This is a genomic window from Rathayibacter sp. CAU 1779, from assembly GCF_054551755.1.
This window is the reverse complement of record NZ_JBTOLK010000002.1, coordinates 377,416-403,595: the sequence shown is the minus strand read 5'-3', so window position 1 is coordinate 403,595 and position 26,180 is coordinate 377,416. Positions and strand designations below refer to the sequence as shown.

Here is a 26,180-nt window from a genome sequence, read left to right as displayed (position 1 = left end):
AGGATGCTACCAACGGAATACGCCGCCAGCGCGTGGAGTTGAACCCCTTCGTGAGTGATCCCATCAAGATTGACATCTGGTCCGACGTCGCCTGCCCGTGGTGCTACATCGGAAAGCGCAAGTTCGAGGCGGGCGCGGGACTCTTCGCCGGATCCGGCGACGGCCGCGCCGTCGAGGTGGAGTATCACTCGTTCGAGCTGTCGCCGGACACGCCTGTCGACTTCGAGGGCAACGAGGCCGACTACCTGGCGCAGCACAAGGGCATCAGCCCTGAGCAGGCCGAGCAGATGCTCGAGCGCGTCGGCGGGATCGCACAGTCGGTAGGGCTTGCCTACGACTTCCCGGCCATGCAGCACACCAACACGGTCAAGGCCCACGAGCTGATCCACTACGCGAAGGCGCACGGCAAGCAGATCGAGATGAAGGAGCGCCTGCTGAAGGCGTACTTCATCGAGGGCGGGCACGTTGGACGCATCGATGACCTGGCGGACTACGCAGCCGAGATCGGCCTCGACCGCGAAGACGCCCGCGGCGCACTCGCGCACGACGAGTACCTCGCCGCGGTCCGCGAGGACCAGGCGACCGCGCAGGAGTTCGGCATCAACGGGGTTCCCTTCTTCGTCATCGACGGCAAGTACGGCGTCTCGGGAGCGCAGGAGGCGGCGACGTTCGCGCAGGTGCTCGAGCAGGTGTGGGACGAACGCGAATCCGGGACGGATTCCGCAGCCGACGACGCGGTGAAGGCCGGAGCATGAGCGGGTTGAAGCCGCTGGGCGACCCGAACGCTGTGGTCTGCGACGGCGACGTCTGCGCGGTGCCGTGGGCTCAGGCCGCGGAGGATGAGACGGCACCTGCCGTCGGCTGACCCTTGTGCACCTGGGGCTGAGCTCGTCGAAACCCGAGTGACCCGCTATTCCGGGTCGGTGATGTCCGCCACCGTCGCGCCGAACGCGGCGATGAGCTCATCGCCGTCGACGAAGGCGCTGTAGCCGTGCTCGCCGGCTCCCAGGGCGACGGTGTGCCCGGCGACCTGCGCGTCTGCGAACACGGGCCATGCCGTGGTGGATCCGAACGGCGTGATCGTTCCTCGCTCGTATCCGGTGGCATCCAGCGCCAGGGACGCATCGGGCAGCGAAAGCTTGTTCACACCGACCAGCGTGCGCAGCTTGGCCCACGAGATCTTGCGGCCGCCTGGCACCAGTGCGAAGAGATAGTCACCGTCGTGACGCTTCACGACGAGCGTCTTCACGATGCCGGATGGCTCGAGGCCGAGGAGTGCTGCAGCCTCGTGCAGCGAGTTCGCCTGCGGGCGCTCGACGATCAGCACCTCGACGCCGCGTGCCGCGGCGTCCTCCAGGACTCGTTCGCGTCCGTGCGCCATGCGTCCTCGTCCCTCCCGCGGGTGGTTCTCCCCAGGCTCCTGTTCTTTCAGGTGCCATCTGGGAGAATCATGAGCGATGTCTCCCTCCGCAACACTAAGCGCTGAATCCCAGACGGCAGGACAGCTGGCCATCGGCCCGCTGCGCCTCGACGCGCCGGTGGTGCTCGCGCCCATGGCGGGGATCACGAACACCGCGTTCCGCCGACTGTGCCGCGAGTTCGGCGCAGGACTCTACGTGAGCGAGATGATCACGTCCCGAGCACTCGTGGAGCGCACCCCGGAGTCGATGCGGCTGATCAGGCACCACGAGAGCGAGACGCCGCGGTCGATCCAGCTCTACGGCGTCGACCCGAAGACGGTGCGCGAGGCCGTCACGATGCTCGTCGCGGAGGACCGCGCCGACCACATCGACCTCAACTTCGGATGTCCGGTGCCCAAAGTGACGCGCAAGGGCGGGGGAGCGGCACTGCCCTGGAAGCTCGACCTGTTCCGCGACATCGTCACGAACGCCGTCGAGGCGGCGGGCGAGCTGCCGTTGACGATCAAGATGCGCAAGGGCATCGACTCCGACCACCTCACCTACCTCGAGGCCGGGCGCATCGCGGAGGACGCGGGCGTCGCCTCCATCGCGCTTCACGCGCGCACGGCATCCGAGTTCTACTCCGGCCACGCGGACTGGCCCGCCATCGCGAAGCTCAAGGAGACGGTGACGAGCGTTCCCGTGCTCGGCAACGGCGACATCTGGACAGGGCAGGACGCCATCCGCATGGTCGAGGAGACGGGATGCGACGGCGTCGTCGTCGGCCGCGGATGCCTCGGCAGGCCCTGGCTCTTCGGCGACCTGTCCGCAGCCTTCCGTGCCCATGCCGGCCAGATCACGGAGGCCGAGGCGGCAGCTGCCACGGCGCATCCGTCGCTCGGACAGGTCGCGGCGGCGTTCCGCAGGCACGCTGAACTGCTCGTCGAGTTCTTCGAGAGCGAGGAGCGCGGATGCCGCGACATCCGCAAGCACGTCGCCTGGTACTTCAAGGGGTACCCGGTCGGCGGAGAGTTGCGGGCGAAGCTGGCCACCGTCGAGTCGCTGCAGCAGCTGGACGACCTGCTCGGCACGCTGGATCCGTCCATCGGCTATCCGGGTGAGGATGCCGAAGGTCCGCGCGGCCGCGCAGGCACGCCGAAGAACCCCGCGCTCCCCGATCGTTGGCTCGAGTCCCGCAGCATTGCGGCAGAGCAGCACGCCCAGCTGGCAGAGGCAGAGGTGAACACGAGTGGCGGGTGAGTTCGGCTCCATCCCGAATGCCGGGCCGTCCCCGGAACAGCCGGACCCCTCGGCGGCGCCTCACCGCTCTGAGCCGAACGGTTCCGCGCAGGCGAGCGTTCCTGCTCACCACAACCTTTTGGCCGAGCAGGCCGGCTACACCGCGTTCGATCGCGAGCGCTGGCTGCCGGAGGAGCACTCAACCAGACGCAGCGACTTCGCCCGCGACAGGGCGCGCCTGCTGCACTCCAGCGCGCTGCGCCGACTGGCGGCGAAGACGCAGGTGCTCAGCCCGACGGCCGGTCTGGACTTCGCCAGGAACAGGCTGACCCACTCGCTGGAGGTCGCTCAGGTCGGACGGGAGCTGGCGTCCAGCCTCGGACTGGATCCGGATGTCGTCGACACCGCGTGCCTCGCTCACGACATCGGACATCCGCCGTTCGGGCACAACGGCGAGCGTGCCTTGTCGGAGTGGGCGGCGGACATCGGGGGATTCGAGGGCAATGCGCAGACGCTGCGGCTGCTGACCCGACTTGAACCCAAGGTCTTCGGTGCTGACGGACATCCGTACGGACTCAACCTCACCCGCGCGAGCCTCGACGCCAGCTGCAAGTACCCGTGGCCGTACGCCTCCTCGGTCGCCGACCCGAGCGGTCGCGCGAAGTTCGGCTTCTACGCCGGCGACGAGCCCGCGTTCCACTGGCTCCGCGAGGGTGCTCCCGACCGAGTCCGCTGCATCGAGGCTCAGGTCATGGACCTCTCCGACGACATCGCGTACTCGGTGCACGACTTCGAGGACGCCGTGGTGAACGGCTACATCGACGTGGCGGCGCTCGGCGCGCGCCTCGATCACGACGCCCTCGTGTCGTCGATGTACGAGTGGATCGGCGGCGACGTCGGCCACGACGAGCTCATCGCCGCCTTCGACCGTCTGGACAGGCTGGATGCCTGGCTCGACGACTGGGACGGCTCGCGCCGCGCCCAGGCACGCCTGAAGAACCTGACCAGCCAGCTGATCGGCCGGTTCGCCGTGACGTCGGCGCGGGCCACCAGGGACGCCTATCCGCAGAGCAGCCTGATCCGGTTCGGTGCCGACATGGTCGTCCCGAGGGAGATCCAGGCGGAGATCGCCGTGTTGAAGGGGATCGTCGCCACGTTCGTGATGTCACGCAACACGCGGCAGCCCATCTACGCCAGACAGCGCACCATGCTGGCCGAACTGGCCGACGCCCTGCTTCGCACAGAGGACGCCGATCTCGACCCGGGATTCGCCGAGGACTGGCGGCTCGCCGTGGATGACGCGGCACGCAGACGTGTGATCGTCGACCAGGTCGCCAGCCTCACCGATCAGTCCGCCATCGCCTGGTTCGAGCGCCTGACCCACGGCTCCCGGGCCTGACCGCGTTTCGGCTGCAAGGACGCTCATCCCCAGGCCCGATGGCCTCGCCGATGCCGGCCGTGCCTCGCCAGTACAATCGAGCCCATGGCGGGCCGCATTCGACAGAGCGATGTCGATGAGGTCAAGGCCCGCACCAACATCGCCGACATCGTCGGCGACTACGTCACCCTGAAGACCGCGGGCGTCGGGTCGCTCAAGGGTCTCTGCCCGTTCCACGACGAACGCAGCCCGAGCTTCCAGGTGCGCCCGGGCGTCGGTCTCTACCACTGCTTCGGATGCGGCGTGGGCGGTGACGTGTACGAGTTCCTGATGAACATCGACCACGTCACGTTCGCGGACGCCGTCGAACGGCTCGCCGCCCGCCTCGGATACACGCTGCACTACGAGGACGGCGGTCCCGCCGCCGCGGAGACCGGGAACCGCGCTCGGCTCATCGCCGCGAACGCAGCCGCAGAAGAGTTCTTCCGCGAGCGGTTGGGAGCCCCCGACGCGGATGCCGCCCGCCGCTTCCTCGGCGAGCGCGGCTTCGATCCGGTGGCCGCTGAGCACTTCGGAGTCGGATTCGCACCGAACACCTGGGACTCCCTCGGGGCACACCTGCGTGGCCGGGGGTTCACCGCGGAGGAGCTGGCGGCATCCGGATTGGTGTCGACGGGCGAGCGCGGGAGCGCTTACGACCGGTTCCGCGGACGCGTGATCTGGCCCATCCGTGACGTCACCGGGCAGACCGTCGGGTTCGGCGCACGTCGACTGTTCGACGACGACAAGGGTCCGAAGTACCTGAACACCCCCGAGACGGCGATCTACCACAAGGCGCAGGTGCTCTACGGGCTCGACCTCGCCAAGCGTGAGATCTCGCGCTCGCACCGGGTGGTCGTGGTGGAGGGCTACACGGATGTGATGGCGTGCCACCTCGCCGGTGTCGACACGGCCGTCGCCACCTGCGGCACCGCTTTCGGCGTGGATCACATCAAGGTGCTGCGCCGAGTGCTCGGCGACGACAGCGGTCTCGGCGAGGTCGTCTTCACGTTCGATCCGGACGAGGCAGGGCAGAAGGCGGCTCTGCGGGCGTTCGGCGAGGAGCAGCGGTTCGCCGCGCAGACGTACGTCGCCGTCGGGCCGCAGGGCCTGGATCCGTGTGATCTGCGTCTGGCGCAAGGCGACGCCGCTGTGCGGCGCATGATCGACACGAAGCGTCCGATGTTCGAGTTCGTCATCCGGCAGGCGCTGAGCAAGTACGACCTCGAGACGGTGGAGGGCCGCGTGGCCGCGCTGCGCGAGTGCGCGCCGATCGTGGCAGGCATCCGGGATCCCGCACTGCGACCCGGATACACCCGCCAACTCGCTCGCATGCTCGGCGTGGAGCTGGGCGAGGTGCAGACGGCGGTGCGGCGGGCACCCGCTGGGCAGGGATCCGCTCGTTCGAACGGCGGGTCCTCGGACGAACAGTCGCGAGGACGCCAGGGCGACTCCCGCAGCGAACCCGTGCTGCGTGAGCCGGAGGTGACGCTGGCGAGCCTCGGGACGGATCCGGCGACGCGTCTGGAGCGCGAGGCGCTGATGGCGCTTCTGCAGTATCCGCAGCACGTGTGGCCGGAACGCGCGCGAGCGGTTGCGGAGGCCAGGTTCTCCAACCCGTCGCTCGCCGTCGTGCGGGATGCCGTGGCCGCGAACCTCGATGTCTACGGCGCAGCATCCTGGGTGGAGCGCGTGGCAGGTGAGGTGCCACCGCCGTTCGCGAGTCTCGTTCGGCAGTTGAGCGTCGCTCCGGTGCCCGCACGCGACGAGGCGGGCGTCTCCTCGTACGCCTCATCGGTCACCGCGTCGCTCGTCGACAGGGAGCTGCTGCGACGCAAGGCGGATGCTCTTGGCCGGCTCCAGCGCGCCGATCCGGCCGATGCAGCTGCGCGCACAGCGGTGCAGCAGGAGCTCGTGCTGATCGATGCCGAGCGCTCGCGCCTGCGTGGCGAGTGATGTGTCTGCCGGAGCGCACGGCGCGCTGATCCGTTCGATGCTGCCGGTGCACGCGCTTATAGGCTGAAGCCCATGCACGCCGGAGCCTCAGCATGAACGCAGCGCAGTACCGAGACCCGATCGTGCTCAGCGACCTCTCCGCCGAGTACCCGCCGCACGGCCCGTCGGCGGGATGCGTCGCTCTCCGCGGCATCAGTCTGAGGGTGCGGCCCGACGAGGTGCTGGGCATCCTGGGCGAGAGCGGATCCGGCAAGAGCACGCTCGCCCGCATCATCTCCGGACGTGCCGGGCTGGACGGCGGCGCCGCGCCGCGCATCACAGGCGGGGACGCAACGGTGATGGGCTACTCCATGCGGCGGCTGCGCACGCGGGACCGCCGGCGTCTCACGTTCCATGTCGGCTATCTGCAGCAGAATGCCGGCACCCGACTCGACCGCACGGCCACCGTGGCGCAGCTGGTCGCCGCACCGATCTACGAGCGCGACAAGCACTTCGACACGCGTGAGGCCGGCGTGCGCGTCGCCTCGATGCTCGACTCGGTGCAGCTGTCGCTGGGCGTGCTGGAGAAGTATCCGTACGAGCTCAGCAGTGGCCAACGTCAGCGCGTGGCGATCGCACAAGCGCTCGTCCTCGGCCCGAGCGTGCTCATCGCGGATGAGCCAACGGCGGGCATCGACGTCACCGTGCGGGACTCCGTCGTCGACCTTCTCGCCCGGCTGCACGGCGAGCACGATTTCGCTGCGGTGATCGTCAGCCACGACGCCCGCGTGCTGCGTAACGCGACGGCGACGGTGGCCGTGCTGAAGTCTGGCTCGCTGGTCGGCTACGGCACGATGGAGGCCGTGTTCACGGCGCCCACGCATCCGTATGTCGCACAGCTCGCAGACGCCCTGAGACTCAGCGAATGACGCAGACAGTACAAGCGCGCCCGGAAGTGTTCTCGTTTTTGTTCGCCGCCGTCGCTTTGCTAAAGTAGTCAAGCCCCTTCCGGGGGCATTCCTCCATAGCTCAATTGGCAGAGCAGCCGGCTGTTAACCGGCAGGTTCTTGGTTCGAGTCCAAGTGGGGGAGCAGATGCAGAAGGCCCTCTCCGTGAAAACGGCGGGGGTTTTCTGCATGAGTGGGCGCGGAAATCGCATCGGCACGGAGGCAGCACCGGAGGGCGGCGGACGGAGGCCGTCGAGCCCCGCGGCGAAGTCGCTACCGTTGAGGGATGCCTGAGCGCTCCGACCTGCTGATCACCCCCGACGACCTGGCACACGAGCTCGCGACCTTCGCAGCCGGAGGACGTCCCGTTCGGATCCTCGACGTGCGGTGGCGGCTGGACCGGCCTGACGGTCGCCCGGAGTACCTCGAAGGGCACATTCCCTCCGCGGTATATGTCGACCTGGATCGGCAGCTCGCGCAGAAGGGCGATCCGAGAGAGGGGCGGCATCCGGTCCCTCCGGTCGAAAACCTGCAAGCGGACGCCAGGGGCTGGGGTGTCTCGGACGGCGACCTGGTCGTCGTGTACGACGACCTCGCGAACATGTCGGCCGCCCGGGCATGGTGGCTGTTGCGCTACGCCGGTTTCGACAACGTGCGGATGCTCGACGGCGGCCTGTCCGCCTGGCGTGCGTCCGGCCGCGAGCTCGAGTCCGGCGCGGTGGACGTGGCCCAGGGCGATGTCCACCTCGCCTACGGCTCGCTTCCGGTCGTCACGGCAGATGAGGCCGCAGCAGTGGCCCGCGACGGATCCCTGCTCGACGCCCGGGCGGGCGAACGGTATCGCAGGGAGACCGAACCCATCGACCCGCGTGCCGGCCATATCCCGGGTGGGCTGAGTTCGCCGACTACCGAGAATGTCGACGCGTCTGGGTGCTTCCGCACCGCAGACGAGCTGCGAGCCCGGTTCGTGGCGCTGGGCGTCGACGCCGACGCGCCCGTCGCGACGTATTGCGGATCAGGCGTCACCGCTGCGCACAACGCGGCAGCTCTGATGCTCGCGGGCTTCGAACCCGCGTTGTATCCCGGGTCGTACAGTGCCTGGTCGCAGCAGTTCGAGCGACCGGTGACGACCGGCGAGGAACGTCGCGTACTCCCACGGGAGTAGCGGTCGGCAGCCCGGGGGCCGATGGGCGCTCAGACCGCCCTGGCTAGCATGAGGGAATGCCGTACCCGCCCTGGCTGCGCACCGGGCCCGAGCCGTCGCAGCAGCAGCGGGCCAGGCGATCGCTCCGTGCACGCGTCTTCGCCGCGGCACTGAGCGCGTTCGTGCAGCTGCCCGGCCTGGCGTTCACGGTCGCCCAGGGTTGGCACAGTGCTCATGGCACACCCGTCGATCCGATGCAGGTCGTGGCGGTGATCCTCGGATTCGTCGCCTCCGGGATGCTCCTGTTGCGTTGGCGGGGCCCGGCCGTGGCCGTCGTGGCGGCGCTCGCGACGCCGGCGATCGCGTTGGCGCCTGGACCCCCGCTCGCGGTGCTCGCCATCGCCTTTGCTGCGGCACGCGCCGTGTTTGGCGGCAAGGCCGCGTGGACCTGGATCAGCCTTGCGGGGATGGCCATCGTCGGGGTCGTGCTGATCGCCGTACCCGGGCTCACCGGTGACGGGATCCGCGTGCTCGTGACCACGATCCTGCTCTGCGTCATTTCGGGCGCCGTGACCGGTGCGAGTGCGCGACGCGAGCGGTTCCGCGCTGCGACTCGAGAGGCGGCGTCCAGGAGGCGGTCTGCCGCCGAGGAGGAGCGCCTTCGGATCGCGCGCGAACTGCACGATGTGCTCGCCCACTCCCTGTCGCAGATCAGCGTGCAGGCGGGCGTCGGGCTCCATCTGTTCGACGACGAACCCGAGAGGGCACGGGAGAGCCTGCGGGTGATCCGCGAGACCAGCGCGTCCGCTCTCGAGGAGGTGCGCGGCGTTCTGGGTGTCCTGCGTCAGGACGACGAGTCGGATGCCCTACTACGGCCCGGCCCGACGCTCTCCGATATCCCGCGCCTGCTGGACGAGGCCAGGGCGTCCGGACTGAACGTGCAGGCGACGGGGAACGTCGTGGAGGGAACACCGCCCCCGGATGCCGCGGACCTCGCGTCGACCGCAGGACCCGCCCTGGGGTCGGCCGCCTACCGGATCGTGCAGGAGTCTCTGACGAACGTGCGACGGCACACCCGGACCGTCGACGTTTCCGTGCGCGTCGATGCTTCATCGCGCGGGATCGAGCTCCGCATCGAGAACGGACCAGCGTCCCTTGATCGGTCGTCCGACGGAGAGGCCGCGTCGAGCGCCGCCTCCTCGACGAAGGGACAGCCCTTGGCGGACAGCGCGAACGGCGGACACGGCGGGCGTGGCATCCTCGGGATGCGGGAGCGCGCCGCGGCGCTCGGCGGCACACTGGACGCAGGGGCAACGGCCGACGGCGGATTCCGTGTCACGGCCTGGTTGCCCGTGCGCGGGGAAGAGGAGCATCCGTGATCCGAGTCGTCCTTGCCGACGATCAGCACCTCGTGCGTGCCGGATTCCGCGCGCTCCTCGACCACGAGCCCGACATCGAGGTCGTCGGAGAAGCGTCGACCGGACGCGAGGCCGTCGCGCTCGTTCGGCGCGAGCATCCGGATGTGGTGCTGATGGACATCCGCATGCCGGATGGCGACGGCCTCTGGGCGACGGACGAGATCGTGCGCGATCCCGGACTGGGCGACGTGCACGTGGTGATCGTGACCACGTTCGAGCTCGACGAGTACGTGTCGGAAGCGATCCGGGCCGGTGCGAGCGGGTTTCTCGTGAAGGACACCGAGCCCGTTGAGCTGATCCGTTCCGTGAGAGTCGCGGCCGCCGGCGACGCCCTGCTGTCACCCGGCGTGACCAGGCGACTGCTCTCGCGACTGGCGGCGACGCCGCGGCCGGAGGTGACGGCATCCGTGCTCGAACCGCTCACCGAGCGCGAGCGCGAGGTGCTCGCTCTCGTGGCCGAAGGGCTCAGCAACGCCGAGATCGGCCTGCGGCTCTTCATGAGCCCGCTGACGGCGAAGACGCACGTGTCCCGCATCCTGACGAAGCTCGGTGCGCGCGATCGCGTGCACCTCGTTGTGATCGCCTACGAGTCGGGGCTCGTGACGCCCGGTCGCTTCTGACCGGTGTCGGCGGCCCGTGGTCGACGCGCCGCAGCCCGCTACTGCGCGCTGCCCGCCGCACCGATCGCTACGCCCGCCTGGCGTCCGACTGCTCCCACGGGAGCACACGGATGCCTCCCTCCGGCGGACGCGCGCCGGTCGCGTCGGCTGGAGTCTGGAATCGGCCCGCGAACGGGCTCACCCGCAGGGTGTGAACAGCACAGAAAGGCAGTGACACATCATGAGCGCACTCGTCGCTTCTCTTGGCGCGACGGCCGCAGCCGCGCACTGGGTCGGACCGTGGGCGGGCGGGTTCTTCCCGTTCTTCTTCATCATCCCGATCTTCTGGATTCTGGTGATCGGGTTGATCATCTTCCTGGTGTCCAGGCGGCGCCGCAGCTACTGGCGCGAGCACGGCCCGTACGGCTCGTGGGCAGCCAGCAGCAACGCAGAATCCACCCTTGCCGAGCGGTTCGCCCAGGGCGACATCGACGAGGTCGAGTACCGCAAGCGTCTCGAAGTGCTGCGGGCCAACCGCCCCGGCCCTTCACCGCGCTAACGGATGCTCCGCCCGCGCGATCACGCCGGTCGCGCGGGCGAGCACCCGCGGCGGCTCCACGCCGTCCGTCTCAGTCTTCGAGGTGGTCCACGCCGGGCAGCCAGCTTTGTCCTGGGATGCCCCAGCCTCGCTTGCGCTCGATCTTCGCAGCGGTGCGTGCGTAGCCGTCCGTGAGACGGTCGACGTAGATGAGGCCGTCGAGGTGGTCGTACTCGTGCTGGAAGATCCGTGCCAGCCAGCCTTCGGCGCGGACCTCGAACGGCTCGCCGTCCGCGTCGACGGCCTGGAGGATCGCCTGGGAGGAGCGCTTCAGCGGGAACCGCTCGCCGGGGAAGGAGAGGCATCCTTCGGACTCGGTGTCGGGATCGGCATCCGCTGCAGGCGTCGGCGTGATCCAGAGCGTGGGATTCACGGCGACTCCGCGGTGACGCACGTCGGCGTCATCCGTCCAGTCATAGACGAAGAGCCGTCGCGCGACGCCCACCTGCGGACCGGCGAGGCCTACACCGGGGGCAGCCGCCATGGTGTCGAACATGTCCTGGACCAGGTCGTGCAGTGCCGCATCGAACTCCGTGACGTCGTCGGCAGGGGAGTGGAGCACGGGATCGCCGCAGATGCGGATGGGGAGAACGGCCATTCGACCAGGGTATCTGCGCGTCGAGCCATTAGTGTCATGGGGTGATCACCGACCTGGCCGCATCGTCGACCGACCTGGTGGCTCTTCAGCCGCGGCAGTTCATCGGCATCCCCATCGCCCTGCTGGGAGCCGTGTTCATGTCGCTCGGCGCCCAGCTGCAGCACCGCGGCGTGACCAAGGTCGAGCGGAACACGGACCACGACGGTCGCGGCGGACTGCAGTTCCGCCAGCTCGCCCTGCTCCTTGCGCGTCCGTCGTGGGTGCTCGGGTCGCTGATGCTCGGCCTTGCGATCGTGTTGCAGCTCACGAGCCTCGCGTTCTCGCCGCTCATCGTCGTGCAGCCGCTCGGCGCGGTGTCGCTCGTGATCACCTCGATCATCAATGCGCGCGTGAGCAGCACGAAGCTCAACAAGCGGACCATCGTCGCGATCTGTCTTTGCGTCGGCGGTGTCGGCGCATTCGTGCTGGTGGCGGCCTTCGCCGCCCGCGAGCAGCCGGTGACGGAACACGATCTGGTGGAGATCCTGATCGTGCTGGGATGCGTCCTCGTCGTGTTCGGGACCGCCTTCTTCTTCCTGCGCAAGCGCCTTCGCGCCATCGGGTACGTCGTCGGTGCCGGTGTGCTCTACGGATTCGTCGCGACTCTGGCGAAATCCGTCATCTCGCGCATCGAGCAGGAGGAGTTCGACCTGCTCACCCTCTTCTGCGTGATCGCTCTGCTGGCGGCAGTCATCCTCGGCGCCTACTTCGTGCAGAACGCGTACGCATCCGGGCCGCCCGACCTCGTGATCGCCGGCCTCACCGTGATCGATCCGCTGGTGGCGGTTGCGATCGGCATCACGATCCTGAACGAGGCCGCCGGCGCCGCCTTGTGGCAGGTGGTGGCGTTCGTGCTCGCGGGCGTCGTCGCCATCGTCGGCGTCTTCCTGCTGGCGAGCGCGCATCCCGGGGTTCGGTCATATGACGACGCGGCCACATCGGAATCCACCGGCGACCAGGGCGCTGCATAGACTAGTGCCTTGTATTCCGGCCGGGGATGAGTCTCCGGCGAGATGATCGTGCCGACGCCCCCCAATGCGGCACGAAGAAAAGGATGACTCCTTGTCGGACTCAAGCGATACGACTGCGACCCCTCCGGTAACGCAGGCGCCGCAACGCACGCCTCTGAAAGTTCTGATCGGCGTCGACACTTTCGCACCCGACGTGAACGGAGCCGCCAGGTTCGCGGAGCGTCTGGCGGCCGGACTGGTGGAGCGTGGGCACGAGGTGCATGTGATGGGGCCGTCCGCCGGCCGCAAGCACGGCACCTGGATCGAAGAGCACGAGGGTCGACGAATGATCATGCACCGGCTGTACAGCTGGCGCTGGCATCCGCATCCCTGGCTTCGGTTCGCCTTGCCGTGGACGATCAAGAAGAACAGTGCGCGTGTGCTCGACGAGGTGAAACCCGACGTCGTGCACTTCCAGTCCCCGGTCATCGTTGGTCGCGGCTTGTCCATCGAAGCGAAGAAGCGCGGCATCCGTCTCATCGGCACCAACCATCTGATGCCGGAGAACATGGTCGAGTTCTCCCTCATTCCGAAGTGGCTGCAGGACTGGTCGGTGCGCATCGCCTGGAAGGGCGCGGAACGCACCTTCCGCAGAGCCGAGGCCGTCACCACCCCCACGCACAAGGCCGCGCAGTTCCTCGAGGAACACACCGGCCTGCGGGGCGTCTACGCCGTGTCCTGCGGAGTGGACGCCCACAAGTACGTCCCGAATTTCGAACAGCGCACCGAGAACCGCATCGTGTTCGTCGGACGCGTGACGGGAGAGAAACAGATCGACGTGCTCCTGCGCGCGGTGAGTCTCCTTTCGGAAGACCTCGACGCCAAGTTGGAGATCGTCGGTGACGGGGACCAGCTCAAGCATCTCGAGCAGCTCGCCGATCAGTTGGGGATCCGCGACCGCGTGACGTTCACGGGCTACGTCTCCGACGACGAGCTCCGCGAGGCATACACGCGCGCCACAGTGCTCGCGATGCCGTCGATCGCGGAACTGCAGTCGATCGTGACGATGGAGGCCATGGCATCCGCTCTGCCGGTGGTCGCGGCGAACGCCATGGCGCTGCCGCACCTGGTGCACGATGGCGCGAACGGATACCTGTTCCAGCCCGGCAACGCGCAGGAGCTCGCAGACAAGCTCGAGCTCGTCCTCCGCATGCCGCACGACGAGCTCACCGCCATGAAGAAGGAGTCGCTGCGCCTCATCGCGGCCCACGACATCCAGCGCACTCTGAACACGTTCGAGTGCCTGTATCGTGGTGAGGCGGTTCCGGACCTCGTCGTGGACGACGTGGCACCCGCAGCCACGGACTAGTCCCCACGGACGGTCCGTCCGAGGGGCGGTAGCTCAGCTGGTTAGAGCAGGGGACTCATAATCCCTGGGTCGCGGGTTCAAGTCCCGCCCGCCCTACTCCCGTTCCGGCGGGCGATCGTCCGGCGCCGCGATCGTCTAGCCGGCCGCGGGAACGGCGACCCAGGTGATCGTCCCGTCTGTCGCCCAGGTGACGGTGACGGTGACGTGTCGCCCGTTGTTCGCCTGCACCGCATCCTTTGCGAGCCAGAGTCCTTTCCGCGTGATGTCGTCGAGGGTCGCGCATACATCGGCTGCGCGGCCGGCGCCCGTGACCGCGACGAGGCAGTAGGCGCCGTCGAGCCGGCGGGCGGCGTAGATCGCGCTGCTTTCGCGTGTGCTCACGTCGCCTGCGACGAGTCGAAACGACGTCGCGTCGAAGCCGCGGGTCGTGTCGAGCGAAAGGGGCAGCGCTGTCGGTGTGTCCGCGAAGTATCGCGCTACCGCCGAGAGCGTGTCCGCCTCGTCGCCGTCCCCGGTGCCGACCGCGGCGATGCCGGGCGGAGCGAGGGATGCGCGCGACATCCCACCCGCCGCGTCCTGTGGCGGATCCGACGTCGCGGTGTCCTCGACACCCAGCGTGAGAAGGGATCCGAGAACCAGGCCGCCCACGGCAGCGAGCACGGGCACGGCCCTCAGCGGGCGGCTCGTCGATTCTCCGGATCCTCGCCTTGACGTCAGCGCGGCCGGCGGAAGAACGTCGCCGATCGCATCCGCCCTACGATCCGACCGCTGTACGGCGTTGTCGTTTCGCCTGGCGACCTCCGCTGGGTCGCCTGTGTCATCCGCGTGCGCGCGATCGTATTCGGTGAGCGCCCACTCGCTCGACGTCATGCGAACGGTCTCGCCGGTGACGGGGTCCAGGCGCGGCTCTGGCTTCTCGGATGCTCCGGCGCGCGAGTACACGCGCTCCAGGAGCAGCCTCCGCTCGTCCACGACCTGCACCTCTCGCGACCTCCACTCCGCGTGACGGAGCGATCAGAGTCAGGTTAGTTCCGCGGCCGCAGGTCAGGATCCTGCGCCGCTGGGTCGCGGTGCGGATCGCGGACGTCGTCCGGTGCGGCAGGGGGTTCATTTCGCCTCGGTAGACTCGCCGGATGCGCTCGGGGGAGCGGCATCCATCGAAGGGGGATCGATGTACTACAGCAATGGCAATTACGAGGCGTTCGCCCGTCCGCGCAAGCCGGAGGGTGTCGACGAGAAGACCGCGTGGTTCGTCGGGGCCGGGCTGGCATCCATGGCGTCGGCGACCTTCATGATCCGCGACGGCAGACTCTCCGGCGATCGCATCACCATTCTCGAGCGGCTGAAGCTGCCCGGCGGCGCACTCGACGGCATCAAAGAGCCGAAGAAGGGCTTCGTCATCCGCGGCGGCCGCGAGATGGAAGACCACATGGAGTGCCTGTGGGATCTGTTCCGCAGCATTCCCTCGCTGGAGATTCCCGACGCGAGCGTGCTCGACGAGTTCTACTGGCTCAACAAGGACGACCCGAACTCCTCGTTGTGCAGGGTCACGGAGAATCGCGGACAGGACGCCAACACGAACAATCAGTTCGGGCTGAACGAGAAGGCACAACGCGACATCGTGAAGGTCTTCCTGGCCACACGCGAGGAGATGGAAGGCAAGCGGATCGACGAGGTCTTCGGAGAAGACTTCCTGGCCAGCAACTTCTGGCTGTACTGGCGCACCATGTTCGCGTTCGAGGAATGGCACAGCGCGCTCGAGATGAAGCTGTACATCCACCGCTTCGTGCATCACATCGGTGGCCTTCCCGACCTCAGCGCGCTGAAGTTCACGAAGTACAACCAGTACGAGTCTCTCGTCCTGCCGATGTACCGATGGCTGCTGGACCAGGGCGTGACGTTCCACTTCTCGACCGAGGTCACCGACATCGACTTCGACCTCGCAGAGGGACGCAAGGTCGCAACGCGGATCCGTTGGGTCCGGGACGGCGAGGAGGGCGGTGTCGACCTCGGCGAGGACGACCTCGTCTGCGCCACGATCGGCTCGCTGACCGAGAACTCGAATGACGGCGACCAGCACACTGCCGCGCGTCTCGACACCGGACCGGCGCCCGCTTGGGAGCTGTGGAAGAAGATCGCCGCGAAGGATCCGTCGTTCGGGCATCCCGAGGTCTTCTGCGGCGACATCCCGAAGACGAAGTGGGAGTCGGCGACCGTCACCACGCTGGACCAACGCATCCCGGAGCACATCCAGCGCATCTGCAAGCGTGACCCGTTCAGCGGACGCGTGGTCACCGGCGGCATCGTGACTGCCAGGGATTCTGCCTGGCTGATGAGCTGGACGGTGAACCGTCAGCCGCACTTCAAGCAGCAGCCGAAGGATCAGATCGTCGTCTGGGTCTACGGCCTCTTCGTGGACGTTCCGGGCGACTTCGTGAAGAAGCCCATGCAGGATTGCACGGGGGAGGAGATCACCCAGGAGTGGCTCTACCACCTGGGGGTGCCGGAGGCGGAGATCCCGGTGCTGGCCGCGGAGGCGGCCCGTGCCGTTCCCGTGATGATGCCGTACGTGACGTCGTTCTTCATGCCGCGGCACGCAGGAGATCGACCGGATGTCGTCCCCGACGGCTCAGTGAACTTCGCGTTCATCGGGCAGTTCGCCGAGACCACGCGCGACACGATCTTCACCACCGAGTACTCCGTCCGCACCGGGATGGAGGCCGCGTACCGCCTGCTCGGCGTGGACCGAGGTATCCCGGAGGTGTTCGGCTCGACGTACGACGTTCGCGCACTCCTGACGGCCACCAGCCGCCTCCGCGACGGCCAGAAGGTGAACCTGCCCGGCCCCGCCATCCTGCGGAACCGGCTGTTCGCGAAGCTCGACGCCACGCAGATCGGAGAGCTCCTCACCGATTTCGGACTCGTCCCCGAACAGGCGGGAACGGCAGCGAGGCAGCGCACGGACGACGCGGTGGAGTGACCCGGTTCGGTCGCAGTGACGGTCGATCACGCTGAGAGGACGCTCACGGGACGCGGGCGCGGCAGTGGGTGGGCGTGGCACGACATGTGCGTGGGCTGTCACAATTCTGAAGCACGCGCTCAGCCGGTCGAGGGCGCCCCGGTGAAGGAGAAGACTCGTCCGCGATGACCTCCGTGAAAGCCACGACGACGACCGCGCGCGACGGGACGAGGCGTCGGGTGGTCGAGGCCATATCGAGGATCCCGTTCACCATCGTCTACCTGAGCGTGGTGGCCGTGACGACCCTGGTTCTCGTCCGTCCCGGCGGTCGCCGGGTGCCCGTCTCGTGGATGCTGGCCACCGGATTCGAGCCGCTCGCGTTCTGGGGCCACTGGTGGTCGCCCGTCACGTCGCTGATGCTCGCGGAGGGCTACTTCGCCCTGGCCGTGGCACTCGTGGGCGGTGGGATCCTGCTGGCCGTCAGCGAGCGTCGTCTCGGGACCGGACGGACCATCCTCGCGTTCCTCGCCACCGCGATCGCGGCCGACGTTCTGGGCGCCGCCTTCCAGGCGGTCATCGGTTACGCGGGCGGGATCTGGGATGCGAGCGTTCGCGCATCCCTCGTCCTCGATCCGCTCACGGGCGTTGCAGGAGCGGTGATGGTGGCGAGCGCGTTCGCCACCCCGAGGACGAGGCGCAGGATGCGCGTGCTCACGACGCTCGTCGCCCTCATGTTCCTGCTCTACCGCGGCGATCCTGTCGACGTCTACCGGGCGTTGGCGGTCGGGATCGGATTCCTCCTCGGCGTCGCGCTCCGACCGGCGGAGCGGGCGCGCGAGTGGGGGCGCAGCTCCCATCACGAGATCCGGGTGTTCATGGCATCCGTCGTCGCGGCGGGAGCGATCGGGCCGCTGATCGCCGCAGCGTCGCGTCGGCCGCACGGCCTGCTCGCGCCGATCGCGATGCTGCTCGACGTGGGGTCGGCATCCGATCCGCAGGGCCTTCGCGCGTGCAGCGTCTACGCCGTGAGCCGTTCGTGCGTCGAGGCCATCACGCTCGAGAGGATCGCCTCGCCGGGCGCCATCGCCCTGAGCGTCCTCCCTTTGCTCACCCTCCTGGTCGTGGCGTGGGGCGTGCTGCGCGGACGCCGGTTCGCGGCCGGACTGGGCATCGCCATGAACGTCGTGCTGGCCGTGTTCGCCGGCTACTACCTCGGATTCCTGCCGCACGCGGGCGTTCCCGGCGTCGAAGGCCTTCCGCAGAGGGGATCGTGGGGCGTCGTCGTCACGCTCGGCGCCACCGTTGTGGCCCCGACCGTGACCGCCGTGCTTCTCGTCGCCACGCGGCGCAGCTTCACCGTGGCACCGTCACGTCAGGCCGTGCTGCGCTATCTCGTGATCGTGGCGGGCGCGGCGATCGCCCTCGCGGTGCTCTACGTCTCGCTCGGCTGGGCCCTGCGCGACGTCGCCTTCGACCGCCCGGTCACCGTGTGGGAGCTCATGTTCGACGCCCTCGAGCGGTTCGTGCCGGTGGAGTTCCTGCATCGCGAGGTGCCCGATTTCCTGCCGTCGACGCCGGTCGGAGCCATCCTGTACCACGGGATCGGACCCGCGTTCTGGGCCATCGCCATTCTCGCGGCGGTGCCGGCGATCCTCACACGGCCAGGGTCGTCCGCGGCCGAGGCGGAGCGCGCGAGGCGGATCCTCACCACCTTCGGCGGCGACCACTTGTCTTTCATGACGACGTGGACGCAGACGTCGTACTGGTTCGGCGCGGGCGGCGACACAGCGGTCGGGTACCGCGTGGTGGGCGGCGTGGCGATCACGATCGGCGGCGCGTTCGGCCGCGAGGAAGCCAGATCGGGCGCGATGGCGGAGTTCGCCCGGCACTGCGACGACCACGGCTGGACCCCCGTGTTCTACAGCATCGACGCCGGCGACTGGGACGACCACTTCGAGCGCATCGGCTGGGACCGCATCGTCGTGGCCGAGGAAGCGGTCATCTCTCCGCAAAACTGGTCGACGAGCGGTAAGCGCTGGCAGGATGTCCGCACCGCCGTGAACAGGGCCAGGCGCGACGGGCTCACTCTGGAGTGGACGAGCCATTCGAGGCTCTCCCGCGAGACGGTGTCGCAGATCGCCGACATCTCCGAGCAGTGGGCGGCGCAGAAGGACCTGCCGGAGATGGGCTTCACGCTCGGCGGCCTGGACGAGCTGCGCGACAGCGACGTCGCCCTCATGCTCGCTCGAGCAGGCGACGGTTCAATCGAGGCGGTGACCAGCTGGATGCCCGGTTTCGATGGAGGACAGGTCGTCGGCTGGACGCTCGACTTCATGCGCCGACGCATCGACGGCCCTCACGGTGTGATGGAGTTCCTCATCGCCGGCGCCGCCGAGCAGGCGCGCGACGACGGGATGACGTACCTGAGCCTCTCCGCCGCGCCGCTGGCACGCAGCATCGCGTCGGGAGGCTCAGCGGAGAGCACCGTCGACGCCGTGCTTCGCCTCATCGCGTCCTCGCTCGAGACCATGTACGGATTCCGTTCCCTCCTCGCCTTCAAGCGCAAGTTCCAGCCGGAGCTCCGACCGTTGCTGCTTGCGTATCCCGATCCGGCTGCACTCCCCGCGATCGGACTCGCGCTGGTGCGTGCATACCTCCCCGGTCTGACGCTGCGCGACGCGATGTCGGTGCTCCGGCCCCAGTAGTCCGCCCGGTCGGACGCAACCACTACGATCGAAGAGAGTTTCGAGTCGTCCGGCTCGAGACACGATCCGTCGATTCCCGCGAGGAGCCATGGCCGTCCCATCCGACGACGTCCGACGCGCCGTGTATGTGCTCTCACGGAACGCCGACGGCCGAGATCGCAGAGATCGCGAACGGGATCGTGACGGCGCGAGCGGGAGCCCGGATGGGGCGAGCAGAGTGCTCGTCACCGGGACGGATGCCGCAGGAGTCCCGCTCGAGGAAGATCGATGCACGATCGCGGAGTGGCGAGCGCTCGTGTCGCACGGGGAGACCGAGCGTCCGCGGTGGGTCTGGCGCACGTCGCGCACGTGGTATCCGCGACTGCTCGAGGCGGGCATCCGAGTGGAGCGCTGTGTCGACCTCGCGCTCTGCGGTGCCATTCTGCGCGGTTCGGCGACGACGCAAGGGTCGTCGCTGAACGGCGCACCGCCGCCGTGGCCCACGGAGACAGCGGAGACCCCAGAGCCGGATGACGCCCTGTTCCGCCTCGACGTCGATCCCGAGGACGAGATCGGGGCGACCGACGAACTCGTGGAGTTGCGCAGCCAGGCGGATGCCATCGCCTCCGTCGGCGACGCTGCCGCCGCATCCCGCCTCCGGCTCCTTCTGGCTGCCGAATCGGCCGGCTCTCTCGTCGCGGCCGAAATGCGTCATGCGGGCCTGCCGTGGCGGGCGGACGTCCACGACCGTCTCCTGACGGATGCCCTCGGCCCGCGCGGCTCACAGGCTCGTCGCCCGGAGCGCATGGAGGCCCTGGCGGAGGAGATCCGCACACATCTCGGCGCCCCGACACTGAACCCGGACTCACCGGGCGACCTCGTGAGGGCGCTTCAGCGCGCCGGCATCAACGCGACCTCGACCAGGGCCTGGGAACTGCGCGAGGTGGAGCATCCGGTGATGCCGGCTCTGCTCGAGTACAAGAAGCTGTCGCGGCTTTTCACCGCCAACGGCTGGACCTGGCTCGAATCGTGGGTGCATGACGGCCGGTTCCGCCCCGAATATGTGCCCGGCGGCGTCGTCACGGGGCGCTGGGCCACGAACGGCGGGGGAGCGCTGCAGCTGCCGAAGCAGATCCGCGCGGCAGTGGTGGCGGATCCCGGCTGGAAGCTCATCGTGGCCGACGCGGCGCAACTGGAGCCGCGCATCCTCGCCGGGCTGGCGCACGACGAGCGGATGGCGGACGCCGGCCATGGTCGCGACCTGTACGACGGACTCGTGGCATCCGGCGTCGTGGACTCCCGTCAGCACGCGAAGGTCGGGATGCTGGCAGCGATGTACGGCGGGACAACGGGTGACGGCGCTCGGGTGCTGCCGCGTCTGGCGCGCGCGTACCCACGGGCTCTCGCGCTCGTCTCCGAGGCCGCAGAGGCCGGGGAACGCGGCGACCGCGTGAGCACACTCCTCGGCCGCACCTCGCCGTCACCCTCTGAGACATGGTTCGAACAGCAGCGGGACGCCTCGCTGCCGGATGCCGGGGCCGAGCAGGAGCGCCGGGCCCGTTCGCGGGCACGGGACTGGGGCCGGTTCACCCGCAACTTCGTCGTGCAGGGCACGGCAGCGGAATGGGCGCTGTGCTGGATGGCCGAGCTCCGCAACCGACTCGCGACGATGCAGGCCGACCCGCCGGGCAGGGCGGCTCCGCCCTTCGACCGGAGCCCGCATCTCGTCTACTTCCTGCACGACGAGGTCGTCGTGCACGCGCCGAAGTCGCTGGCCGAGGAAGCGGCGGATGCCGTCCGCGAGTCCGCGAGATCCGCAGGCAGGCTGCTCTTCGGCGGCTTCCCCGTCGAGTTTCCGCTGAGCGTCGCGATCGTCGACAGCTACGACCAGGCGAAGTGACCGAGACCGCGGGCATCGGCTGCGAAGTCGGCGCGGGACGGCGGCATAAAGCGCCGGCGTCCGCCGTTGCACCGATCACGTCACACGGCGACAGCCTGACCACCGACACCCCTCCGACCCATCAGGATGGAAGCATGACCGACACCGTGACCCCTGCAGATCCCGCCGAGCTCCTCGACACCTTCCACTCCCGTCGCGAGCTCTCCGTCGTCCAGCCGACGGGCAATCTCGCTCTCGTGAACACGCAGTGGATCACGGATGCCGCGCCGCAGCCGGTCTGGGCAGCAGCCGGACTCTGGTCGCCGTTGCCGGTCGGGGAGTCCGGGCTGAAGGTCACGGCATCCGCTGCGGATGGCGTCGTCGTCGACGGCACCGTGGTGGACGGTGAGGCGCTGGTCCGCGGAAAGGACTCGGACGCGCCCAGCACGATCGCGTTCAGCGATACCGTGACCGGCACGGTCATCGCGAACGAAGCAGGCGAGTACGGCCTCCGGGTGTGGGACACGCAGTCCGAGGGCATCCAGGAGTTCGGGTCGATCGACGCCTACCCCTACAACCCCGAGTGGGTCATCCAGGCTGCCTTCACGCCCGTCGAGGGCCTCTCGGTCGGTTTCGAGCACCTCAAGGATGAAGGCGCCTCCCGCGAGAAGGCGATCCCCGGCGAGATCACCTTCCAGAAGGACGGCGTCGACTACAACCTCGCCGCGTTCAAAGCCGGCCGCGCGCTGCAGCTCGTCTTCTCGGATGCCACGAGCGGAGCCGACACGTACTCGGTCGGCCGCTTCCTCTTCGTCGCCCCGAATGCCGACGGCACGATCACCCTCGACTTCAACCGGGCGATCCTCCCGCCGTGTGCGTTCAGCTATGCCTTCAACTGCCCCATGCCGCCTCGGCAGAACCGGTTCGGCGTCGCCATCGAGGCCGGGGAGAAGAACGTGTTGAAGAAGGACGGCTCGCTTCTGCACGAGTTCTGATCCGCCTCGAGCTGATCCGGATGCCTGTGCTCAGCCGAGCGGGTCGGCTCCGGCAGCGCGGCGCAGCAGTTCGTCCCGTTCCCGTTCGTTCGACGTGAGGGCGGCGGCTTCCAGGAACGCGCTCCGCGCCTCGGACAGTCGTCCGAGGCGCTCGAGCAGATCTCCGCGCACGGCGGGCAGCAACGCGTATGACGACAGCGCCTTGACGGAGTACAGCGGCTCGAGCGCCTCAAGACCCGCCTCGGGACCGTACGCCATTCCGACCGCGACAGCGCGGTTGAGATCGATGACGGGCGAGGGTGTGCGTTCGGCGAGCGCGTCGTAGAGACCGGCGATCTGCGCCCAGTCCGTGTCCTCGGTGGTCGCGGCCCGCGCATGACAGGCGGCGATCGCCGCCTGGAGCGCATACGTGCCGCGCTCACCGCCGAGGGCATCGGCGCGCTGCAGTGCGGCAAGGCCGTGGGCGATCAGGATCCGGTCCCAGCGGGTGCGGTCCTGCGTCGCGAGCGGAATCGCCGCGCCATCCGGCGCCCTGCGGGACGCGAACCGTGAGGCGTGCAGCTCCATCAGCGCGACGAGCGCGTGCGCCTCTGCGTGATCCGGCACGAGTTCGGCCAGCACGCGACCGAGCCGCATGGCCTCCTCCGCGAGTGTCGGTCGCATCCACTCTTCGCCGGATGTCGCCGCGTATCCCTCGTTGAACACGAGGTACACGACCTCCAGCACAGACTCGAGCCGCTCGTCGAACTCAGTGCGATCGGGCACTTCGAACGGAACGTTGGCGGCCTGCAGCGTGCGTTTGGCCCGCGTGATCCGCTGTCCGATCGTGGCGGACGGCACAAGATACGCGCGCGCGATCTCGTCCGTCGAGAGTCCACAGAGCACACGCAGTGCCAGGGCCACTCGCGACGCGGCGGGGAGCACCGGGTGGCAGCAGACGAACACGAGCCGCAGCAGATCGTCGTCGATGCGCGTCTCGTCGGGTTCCGGTTGTTCCTCGTCTCCGGCGTCGGCCGCCGCGATGAGCGCGTACTTCTCGCTGGCGCGTTCGTCACGACGCCAGGCATCGATGGCACGACGCTTCGCGACCGAGGTGAGCCACGCTGCTGCGTTCCTCGGGATGCCGGTGCGCGGCCACGACTGCATCGCCTCGACCAGCGCATCCTGGGCGAGATCCTCCGCACGCCCCAGATCGCCCACCGTGCGGGTCAGGGTCGCCACCACCTTGGCCGCTTCGAGCCGCCACACGGTCTCGATCTCCCGCCGGACCGCGGCCGTCGTCGCCGCGTCAGCGCCGTCCGATCCGCCGCTCACCTCGATCGCGTCTGCCATGTGTCCTCACCCGTGTCATCCACCGAGTGCAGTCTCACACGCGCAGCGCCCCTCGCGTGCGTGTGAGGTTCCGCCGGGTCGAGCACCTTCCGCACCTCGACGGTGCCGTCGGTGAGCGGCATCCGGCGCGCCCACTCCACGGCTTCCTCGCGCGAGGCGACCTGCAGGATCCAGAAGCCGCAGACCGGCGCCGTTGGCGCAGGGAACGTCCCCTCCGTCACGGCTCTGCCGTCACCGGAATACGTCACGCGGATGCCGGCGCCTCCGACCTCGAGACCGTCACCGGCGAGGAGCACCCCGGCGCGGATCAGGCGCTCGTTGAACGCATTCATCGCAGCGGCATCCGCTCCCGGCAACGCCCCGTCGTTCCGCGCTGGATCGGATGCCTGCAGCAGCATGTACTTCATCTGACGTCTCCTGGCTGTCGGGGTGGATGAGGGCTCGCGCCTCACACAGACGTCGAACGGGGCACACCGGATCCGACACAGCCGTTCCCGCGGCGGCGCGCGAGCCCATCCCGACCGTCCGCAGAGACATGGGGATCACACCCTTGTGATTCGCGTCCTCACCGGGGGATAATGCTGTGCGTCGGCGTCAGCCGGCAGATATCGCCGCATGGCGCATCCGTTTCGTGGTCGTAGGGGAAGACGTACCACATCGAACGGAGGACATCATGGCGGCAACACAGGCTCAAGGAGTGCTGTACGTGCACTCCTCTCCTCGCGCGCTCAGCCCCCATGTCGAATGGTCGGTGGGGCGCGCTCTTCAGCGTCCCGTCTACTTCCAGTGGCAGGACCAGCCGGTGCTGCCCGGAGCGGTCCGTTCCGAATTCTTCTGGGAGGGCGAACGCGGATCCGCCGCTCGGATCGCCTCCGGTCTGCTCGGCTGGCAGCACCTCCGGTTCGAGGTGACGGAGGATGCCGGCCTCGGCACGGACGGCGGACGGTGGATCCACACGCCTGCTCTCGGCATCTTCCACGCCCAGACGGACACGGCGGGCAACATGGTCGTTCCGGAGGATCGCGTGCGCTACGCGATGGAGATCGCGGGCGCCAATGCGATGGAGCTGCAGCGCGAGCTGCGGCTGGCGTTGGGACAGGCCTGGGATGACGAGCTCGAACCTTTCCGGCACGCCAGCGATGACGCGCCGGTGATCTGGCTGCACAAGGTGGGGTGAGGCCGGCACAAGGGTTCTTCTGCGGGCCCGCGGCGCGACTAGCGGTAGCCGGATGTGCATTCCCGGCGCTGCGAAAGCGAAGCGGGCCCGCGGGGGGACAAGGGGCGGCACACGGGGAGACGACGACGCCGGGAGGATCCGATGATGGATCCCTCCCGGCGTCAGGTCCGTGCGAACTGCCTGCTGGTCAGTCCACGCTGCGGAACGCGACGACGGCGTTGTGACCGCCGAATCCGAAGGAGTTGGAGACAGCGAGCTGCGGGCCGTCCGACAGCTGCTGCGGCTCGTCCGACACCGACAGCGGGATCTCCGGGTCCTGGGTGGTGATGTTGATGGTGGGCGGAGCGACGCGGTCGCGCAGCGCGAGCACCGTGAACATCGCCTCGAGCGCGCCCGTGCCACCGAGCAGGTGGCCGGTCGATGCCTTGGTCGCGGAGGTCGGGATCGAGTTCACGCGGTCGCCGAAGACGGACTTCAGCGCGACATACTCGGCGATGTCCCCGACAGGGGTGCTCGTGGCATGTGCATTGATGTGCGTCACCTCGTCGGGAGTGGCACCCGCCTGCTCGAGTGCGAGGAGGAGCGCACGTCGCGCGCCTTTGCCCTCGGGATCGTTCGCCGTGATGTGGTACGCGTCGGCGGTCACACCGCCGCCGGCGAGCTCTGCATAGATGCGGGCGCCGCGGGCGAGCGCGTGCTCTTCGGTCTCCAGGACCAGGCTCGCGGCACCCTCGCCCATGACGAAGCCGTCGCGATCGACGCTGTACGGGCGCGAGGCGTGCTCCGGGTCGTCGTTGCGCTTGGACATCGCCTGCGCCGACGCGAACGCGGCCATGGTGATGGGATGCACCGCAGACTCGGATCCGCCGGCGATCACCACGTCGGCCAGACCGGCCTGCAGGTGCTCGTACGCGTTCGAGATCGATTCGGTGCTCGACGCGCACGCCGACGCAACCGTCCGGGCGAAGGCCCTGGCGTTGAAGTGCATCGAGATCGCGGCCGCGGGTGCGTTCGGCATCAGCATCGGAACCGTGAGCGGCATCACACGGCGCGGACCGCGCTCACGCAGCGTGTCCCATGCGTCCAAGAGCGTCCACATGCCGCCGATACCGGTCGCGAAGTCAACACCCAGTCGGTCCGGGTCCACCTCGGGTGCCCCGGCATCCGCCCACGCCTCCAGCGCGGAGACGAGCGCGAACTGCGACACGGGGTCGAGCCGCTTCGCAACAGGGCGCTCCAGGACCTCCTCGGGACGCACCTTCGCCTCGGCCGCGAACGTGATCGGGAGTTCGTACTTCTCGACCCATTCGTGGGTGAGTGTGTGCGTTCCGGATTCGCCCGCCAGGAGAGCGTTCCAGCTTTCGACTGCGGTGCCGCCGATGGGCGTGCTGGCGCCGATACCGGTGACGACGATCTTCTTGGGTGTCATGTGTCCGAACCTCGGGCGCGCTGAAGCGCCTGTGCAAGCGGGTGGAAAGAAGGAGAGGATCGGGGGGGGAAG

22 protein-coding genes and 2 tRNA genes are annotated in these 26,180 nt (G+C 68.6%); 18 read left to right on the top strand and 6 right to left on the bottom strand.

The window, feature by feature from the left end; translation table 11 throughout:
* Window positions 1–50 precede the first annotated feature (50 nt).
* A complete protein-coding gene (locus tag ACX9R5_RS12800; RefSeq protein ID WP_459409413.1) occupies window positions 51–755 on the top strand; it encodes a DsbA family oxidoreductase in 705 nt (234 codons plus the stop codon).
* A 155-nt stretch (window positions 756–910) separates the two neighbouring features.
* On the opposite strand, the gene ACX9R5_RS12795 is transcribed toward ACX9R5_RS12800, so the two are convergent.
* Window positions 911–1,381: an aminoacyl-tRNA deacylase gene (locus tag ACX9R5_RS12795; protein WP_459409412.1), complete on the bottom strand. Its 471-nt coding sequence runs from the start codon at window positions 1,379–1,381 to the stop codon at window positions 911–913.
* A 76-nt stretch (window positions 1,382–1,457) separates the two neighbouring features.
* Here ACX9R5_RS12795 and dusB point away from each other — a divergent pair, with 76 nt between their 5' ends.
* The 9 genes from dusB to ACX9R5_RS12750 all read left to right on the top strand — a co-directional run bounded on the left by dusB (window position 1,458) and on the right by ACX9R5_RS12750 (window position 10,658).
* Window positions 1,458–2,660 (top strand): tRNA dihydrouridine synthase DusB, encoded by a 1,203-nt coding sequence (dusB, locus tag ACX9R5_RS12790; protein WP_459409411.1) that lies wholly within the window; start codon window positions 1,458–1,460, stop codon window positions 2,658–2,660.
* A 118-nt stretch (window positions 2,661–2,778) separates the two neighbouring features.
* Window positions 2,779–4,038, top strand: a complete 1,260-nt coding sequence (locus ACX9R5_RS12785) for a deoxyguanosinetriphosphate triphosphohydrolase (protein WP_459409410.1) — start codon at window positions 2,779–2,781, stop codon at window positions 4,036–4,038.
* A gap of 84 nt (window positions 4,039–4,122) precedes the next feature.
* Window positions 4,123–6,012, top strand: a complete 1,890-nt coding sequence (gene dnaG, locus ACX9R5_RS12780) for a DNA primase (protein WP_459409409.1) — start codon at window positions 4,123–4,125, stop codon at window positions 6,010–6,012.
* Between the two features lie 92 nt (window positions 6,013–6,104).
* Window positions 6,105–6,920 (top strand): ATP-binding cassette domain-containing protein, encoded by an 816-nt coding sequence (locus tag ACX9R5_RS12775; protein ID WP_459409408.1) that lies wholly within the window; start codon window positions 6,105–6,107, stop codon window positions 6,918–6,920.
* Between the two features lie 89 nt (window positions 6,921–7,009).
* Window positions 7,010–7,082 (top strand) — tRNA-Asn (locus tag ACX9R5_RS12770).
* 142 nt (window positions 7,083–7,224) lie between these two features.
* Window positions 7,225–8,103: a sulfurtransferase gene (locus ACX9R5_RS12765; RefSeq protein WP_459409407.1), complete on the top strand. Its 879-nt coding sequence runs from the start codon at window positions 7,225–7,227 to the stop codon at window positions 8,101–8,103.
* Window positions 8,104–8,159: 56 nt separating this feature from the next.
* On the top strand, window positions 8,160–9,461 hold the full coding sequence (locus ACX9R5_RS12760; protein WP_459409406.1) for a sensor histidine kinase: 1,302 nt from the start codon (window positions 8,160–8,162) through the stop codon (window positions 9,459–9,461).
* Entirely contained in the window at window positions 9,458–10,120 is a 663-nt protein-coding gene (locus ACX9R5_RS12755) for a response regulator (RefSeq protein ID WP_459409405.1), read from the top strand. The genes ACX9R5_RS12760 and ACX9R5_RS12755 overlap by 4 nt, the downstream gene beginning before the upstream one ends.
* A 220-nt stretch (window positions 10,121–10,340) precedes the next feature.
* Window positions 10,341–10,658 carry an SHOCT domain-containing protein gene (locus tag ACX9R5_RS12750; RefSeq protein WP_459409404.1) on the top strand — a complete coding sequence of 106 codons (318 nt, stop codon included), beginning with the start codon at window positions 10,341–10,343 and terminating at the stop codon, window positions 10,656–10,658.
* 70 nt (window positions 10,659–10,728) lie between these two features.
* On the opposite strand, the gene def is transcribed toward ACX9R5_RS12750, so the two are convergent.
* Entirely contained in the window at window positions 10,729–11,295 is a 567-nt protein-coding gene (gene def, locus ACX9R5_RS12745; RefSeq protein WP_459409403.1) for a peptide deformylase, read from the bottom strand.
* Window positions 11,296–11,336: 41 nt separating this feature from the next.
* On the opposite strand from def, the gene ACX9R5_RS12740 reads away from it, so the two are divergent.
* The 3 genes from ACX9R5_RS12740 to ACX9R5_RS12730 all read left to right on the top strand — a co-directional run bounded on the left by ACX9R5_RS12740 (window position 11,337) and on the right by ACX9R5_RS12730 (window position 13,749).
* Entirely contained in the window at window positions 11,337–12,305 is a 969-nt protein-coding gene (locus ACX9R5_RS12740) for a DMT family transporter (RefSeq protein ID WP_459409402.1), read from the top strand.
* Window positions 12,306–12,369: 64 nt separating this feature from the next.
* Window positions 12,370–13,653 carry a glycosyltransferase gene (locus ACX9R5_RS12735; RefSeq protein WP_459409401.1) on the top strand — a complete coding sequence of 428 codons (1,284 nt, stop codon included), beginning with the start codon at window positions 12,370–12,372 and terminating at the stop codon, window positions 13,651–13,653.
* Window positions 13,654–13,675: 22 nt separating this feature from the next.
* A tRNA-Ile gene (locus ACX9R5_RS12730) sits at window positions 13,676–13,749 on the top strand.
* Between the two features lie 39 nt (window positions 13,750–13,788).
* Here the strand turns inward: ACX9R5_RS12730 and ACX9R5_RS12725 are convergent.
* Window positions 13,789–14,625 (bottom strand): hypothetical protein, encoded by an 837-nt coding sequence (locus tag ACX9R5_RS12725; protein ID WP_459409400.1) that lies wholly within the window; start codon window positions 14,623–14,625, stop codon window positions 13,789–13,791.
* A gap of 199 nt (window positions 14,626–14,824) precedes the next feature.
* Between ACX9R5_RS12725 and ACX9R5_RS12720 the strand changes: the two genes are divergently transcribed.
* The 4 genes from ACX9R5_RS12720 (at window position 14,825) to ACX9R5_RS12705 (ending at window position 22,170) form a co-directional block, all read left to right on the top strand.
* Window positions 14,825–16,633 (top strand): oleate hydratase, encoded by a 1,809-nt coding sequence (locus ACX9R5_RS12720; RefSeq protein WP_459409399.1) that lies wholly within the window; start codon window positions 14,825–14,827, stop codon window positions 16,631–16,633.
* A 164-nt stretch (window positions 16,634–16,797) separates the two neighbouring features.
* Window positions 16,798–19,317, top strand: a complete 2,520-nt coding sequence (locus ACX9R5_RS12715; RefSeq protein ID WP_459409398.1) for a phosphatidylglycerol lysyltransferase domain-containing protein — start codon at window positions 16,798–16,800, stop codon at window positions 19,315–19,317.
* Between the two features lie 88 nt (window positions 19,318–19,405).
* The gene (locus ACX9R5_RS12710) at window positions 19,406–21,196 is read left to right on the top strand and encodes a bifunctional 3'-5' exonuclease/DNA polymerase (protein ID WP_459409397.1); all 1,791 of its coding nucleotides are present in this window, start codon (window positions 19,406–19,408) and stop codon (window positions 21,194–21,196) included.
* A gap of 134 nt (window positions 21,197–21,330) precedes the next feature.
* The gene (locus ACX9R5_RS12705; RefSeq protein ID WP_459409396.1) at window positions 21,331–22,170 is read left to right on the top strand and encodes a DUF1684 domain-containing protein; all 840 of its coding nucleotides are present in this window, start codon (window positions 21,331–21,333) and stop codon (window positions 22,168–22,170) included.
* A gap of 30 nt (window positions 22,171–22,200) precedes the next feature.
* Here ACX9R5_RS12705 and ACX9R5_RS12700 read toward each other — a convergent pair whose 3' ends face one another.
* Together ACX9R5_RS12700 and ACX9R5_RS12695 are read right to left on the bottom strand one after the other, a co-directional pair.
* Complete coding sequence (locus ACX9R5_RS12700) at window positions 22,201–23,502, bottom strand: RNA polymerase sigma factor (protein WP_459409395.1); 1,302 nt, start codon at window positions 23,500–23,502, stop codon at window positions 22,201–22,203.
* A complete protein-coding gene (locus ACX9R5_RS12695) occupies window positions 23,481–23,909 on the bottom strand; it encodes a YciI family protein (protein ID WP_459409394.1) in 429 nt (142 codons plus the stop codon). Before ACX9R5_RS12695 ends, ACX9R5_RS12700 begins: the two co-directional genes overlap by 22 nt.
* Window positions 23,910–24,175: 266 nt before the next feature.
* Between ACX9R5_RS12695 and ACX9R5_RS12690 the strand changes: the two genes are divergently transcribed.
* Complete coding sequence (locus ACX9R5_RS12690) at window positions 24,176–24,679, top strand: DUF3145 domain-containing protein (RefSeq protein ID WP_459409393.1); 504 nt, start codon at window positions 24,176–24,178, stop codon at window positions 24,677–24,679.
* Between the two features lie 187 nt (window positions 24,680–24,866).
* Here ACX9R5_RS12690 and ACX9R5_RS12685 read toward each other — a convergent pair whose 3' ends face one another.
* Window positions 24,867–26,108 (bottom strand): beta-ketoacyl-[acyl-carrier-protein] synthase family protein, encoded by a 1,242-nt coding sequence (locus tag ACX9R5_RS12685; RefSeq protein WP_459409392.1) that lies wholly within the window; start codon window positions 26,106–26,108, stop codon window positions 24,867–24,869.
* Window positions 26,109–26,180: the final 72 nt, after the last annotated feature.

Bases quoted from the DNA above. Each gene is read 5' to 3' on its own strand.
- ACX9R5_RS12795 (WP_459409412.1), bottom strand. From the start codon at position 1,381: ATGGCGCACGGACGCGAACGAGTCCTGGAGGACGCCGCGGCACGCGGC.
- dusB (WP_459409411.1), top strand. From the start codon at position 1,458: ATGTCTCCCTCCGCAACACTAAGCGCTGAATCCCAGACGGCAGGACAG.
- dnaG (WP_459409409.1), top strand. From the start codon at position 4,123: ATGGCGGGCCGCATTCGACAGAGCGATGTCGATGAGGTCAAGGCCCGC.
- ACX9R5_RS12775 (WP_459409408.1), top strand. From the start codon at position 6,105: ATGAACGCAGCGCAGTACCGAGACCCGATCGTGCTCAGCGACCTCTCC.
- ACX9R5_RS12765 (WP_459409407.1), top strand. From the start codon at position 7,225: ATGCCTGAGCGCTCCGACCTGCTGATCACCCCCGACGACCTGGCACAC.
- ACX9R5_RS12760 (WP_459409406.1), top strand. From the start codon at position 8,160: ATGCCGTACCCGCCCTGGCTGCGCACCGGGCCCGAGCCGTCGCAGCAG.
- ACX9R5_RS12750 (WP_459409404.1), top strand. From the start codon at position 10,341: ATGAGCGCACTCGTCGCTTCTCTTGGCGCGACGGCCGCAGCCGCGCAC.
- def (WP_459409403.1), bottom strand. From the start codon at position 11,295: ATGGCCGTTCTCCCCATCCGCATCTGCGGCGATCCCGTGCTCCACTCC.
- ACX9R5_RS12735 (WP_459409401.1), top strand. From the start codon at position 12,370: ATGCGGCACGAAGAAAAGGATGACTCCTTGTCGGACTCAAGCGATACG.
- ACX9R5_RS12720 (WP_459409399.1), top strand. From the start codon at position 14,825: ATGTACTACAGCAATGGCAATTACGAGGCGTTCGCCCGTCCGCGCAAG.
- ACX9R5_RS12715 (WP_459409398.1), top strand. From the start codon at position 16,798: ATGACCTCCGTGAAAGCCACGACGACGACCGCGCGCGACGGGACGAGG.
- ACX9R5_RS12710 (WP_459409397.1), top strand. From the start codon at position 19,406: ATGGCCGTCCCATCCGACGACGTCCGACGCGCCGTGTATGTGCTCTCA.
- ACX9R5_RS12705 (WP_459409396.1), top strand. From the start codon at position 21,331: ATGACCGACACCGTGACCCCTGCAGATCCCGCCGAGCTCCTCGACACC.
- ACX9R5_RS12700 (WP_459409395.1), bottom strand. From the start codon at position 23,502: ATGGCAGACGCGATCGAGGTGAGCGGCGGATCGGACGGCGCTGACGCG.
- ACX9R5_RS12695 (WP_459409394.1), bottom strand. From the start codon at position 23,909: ATGAAGTACATGCTGCTGCAGGCATCCGATCCAGCGCGGAACGACGGG.
- ACX9R5_RS12690 (WP_459409393.1), top strand. From the start codon at position 24,176: ATGGCGGCAACACAGGCTCAAGGAGTGCTGTACGTGCACTCCTCTCCT.
- ACX9R5_RS12685 (WP_459409392.1), bottom strand. From the start codon at position 26,108: ATGACACCCAAGAAGATCGTCGTCACCGGTATCGGCGCCAGCACGCCC.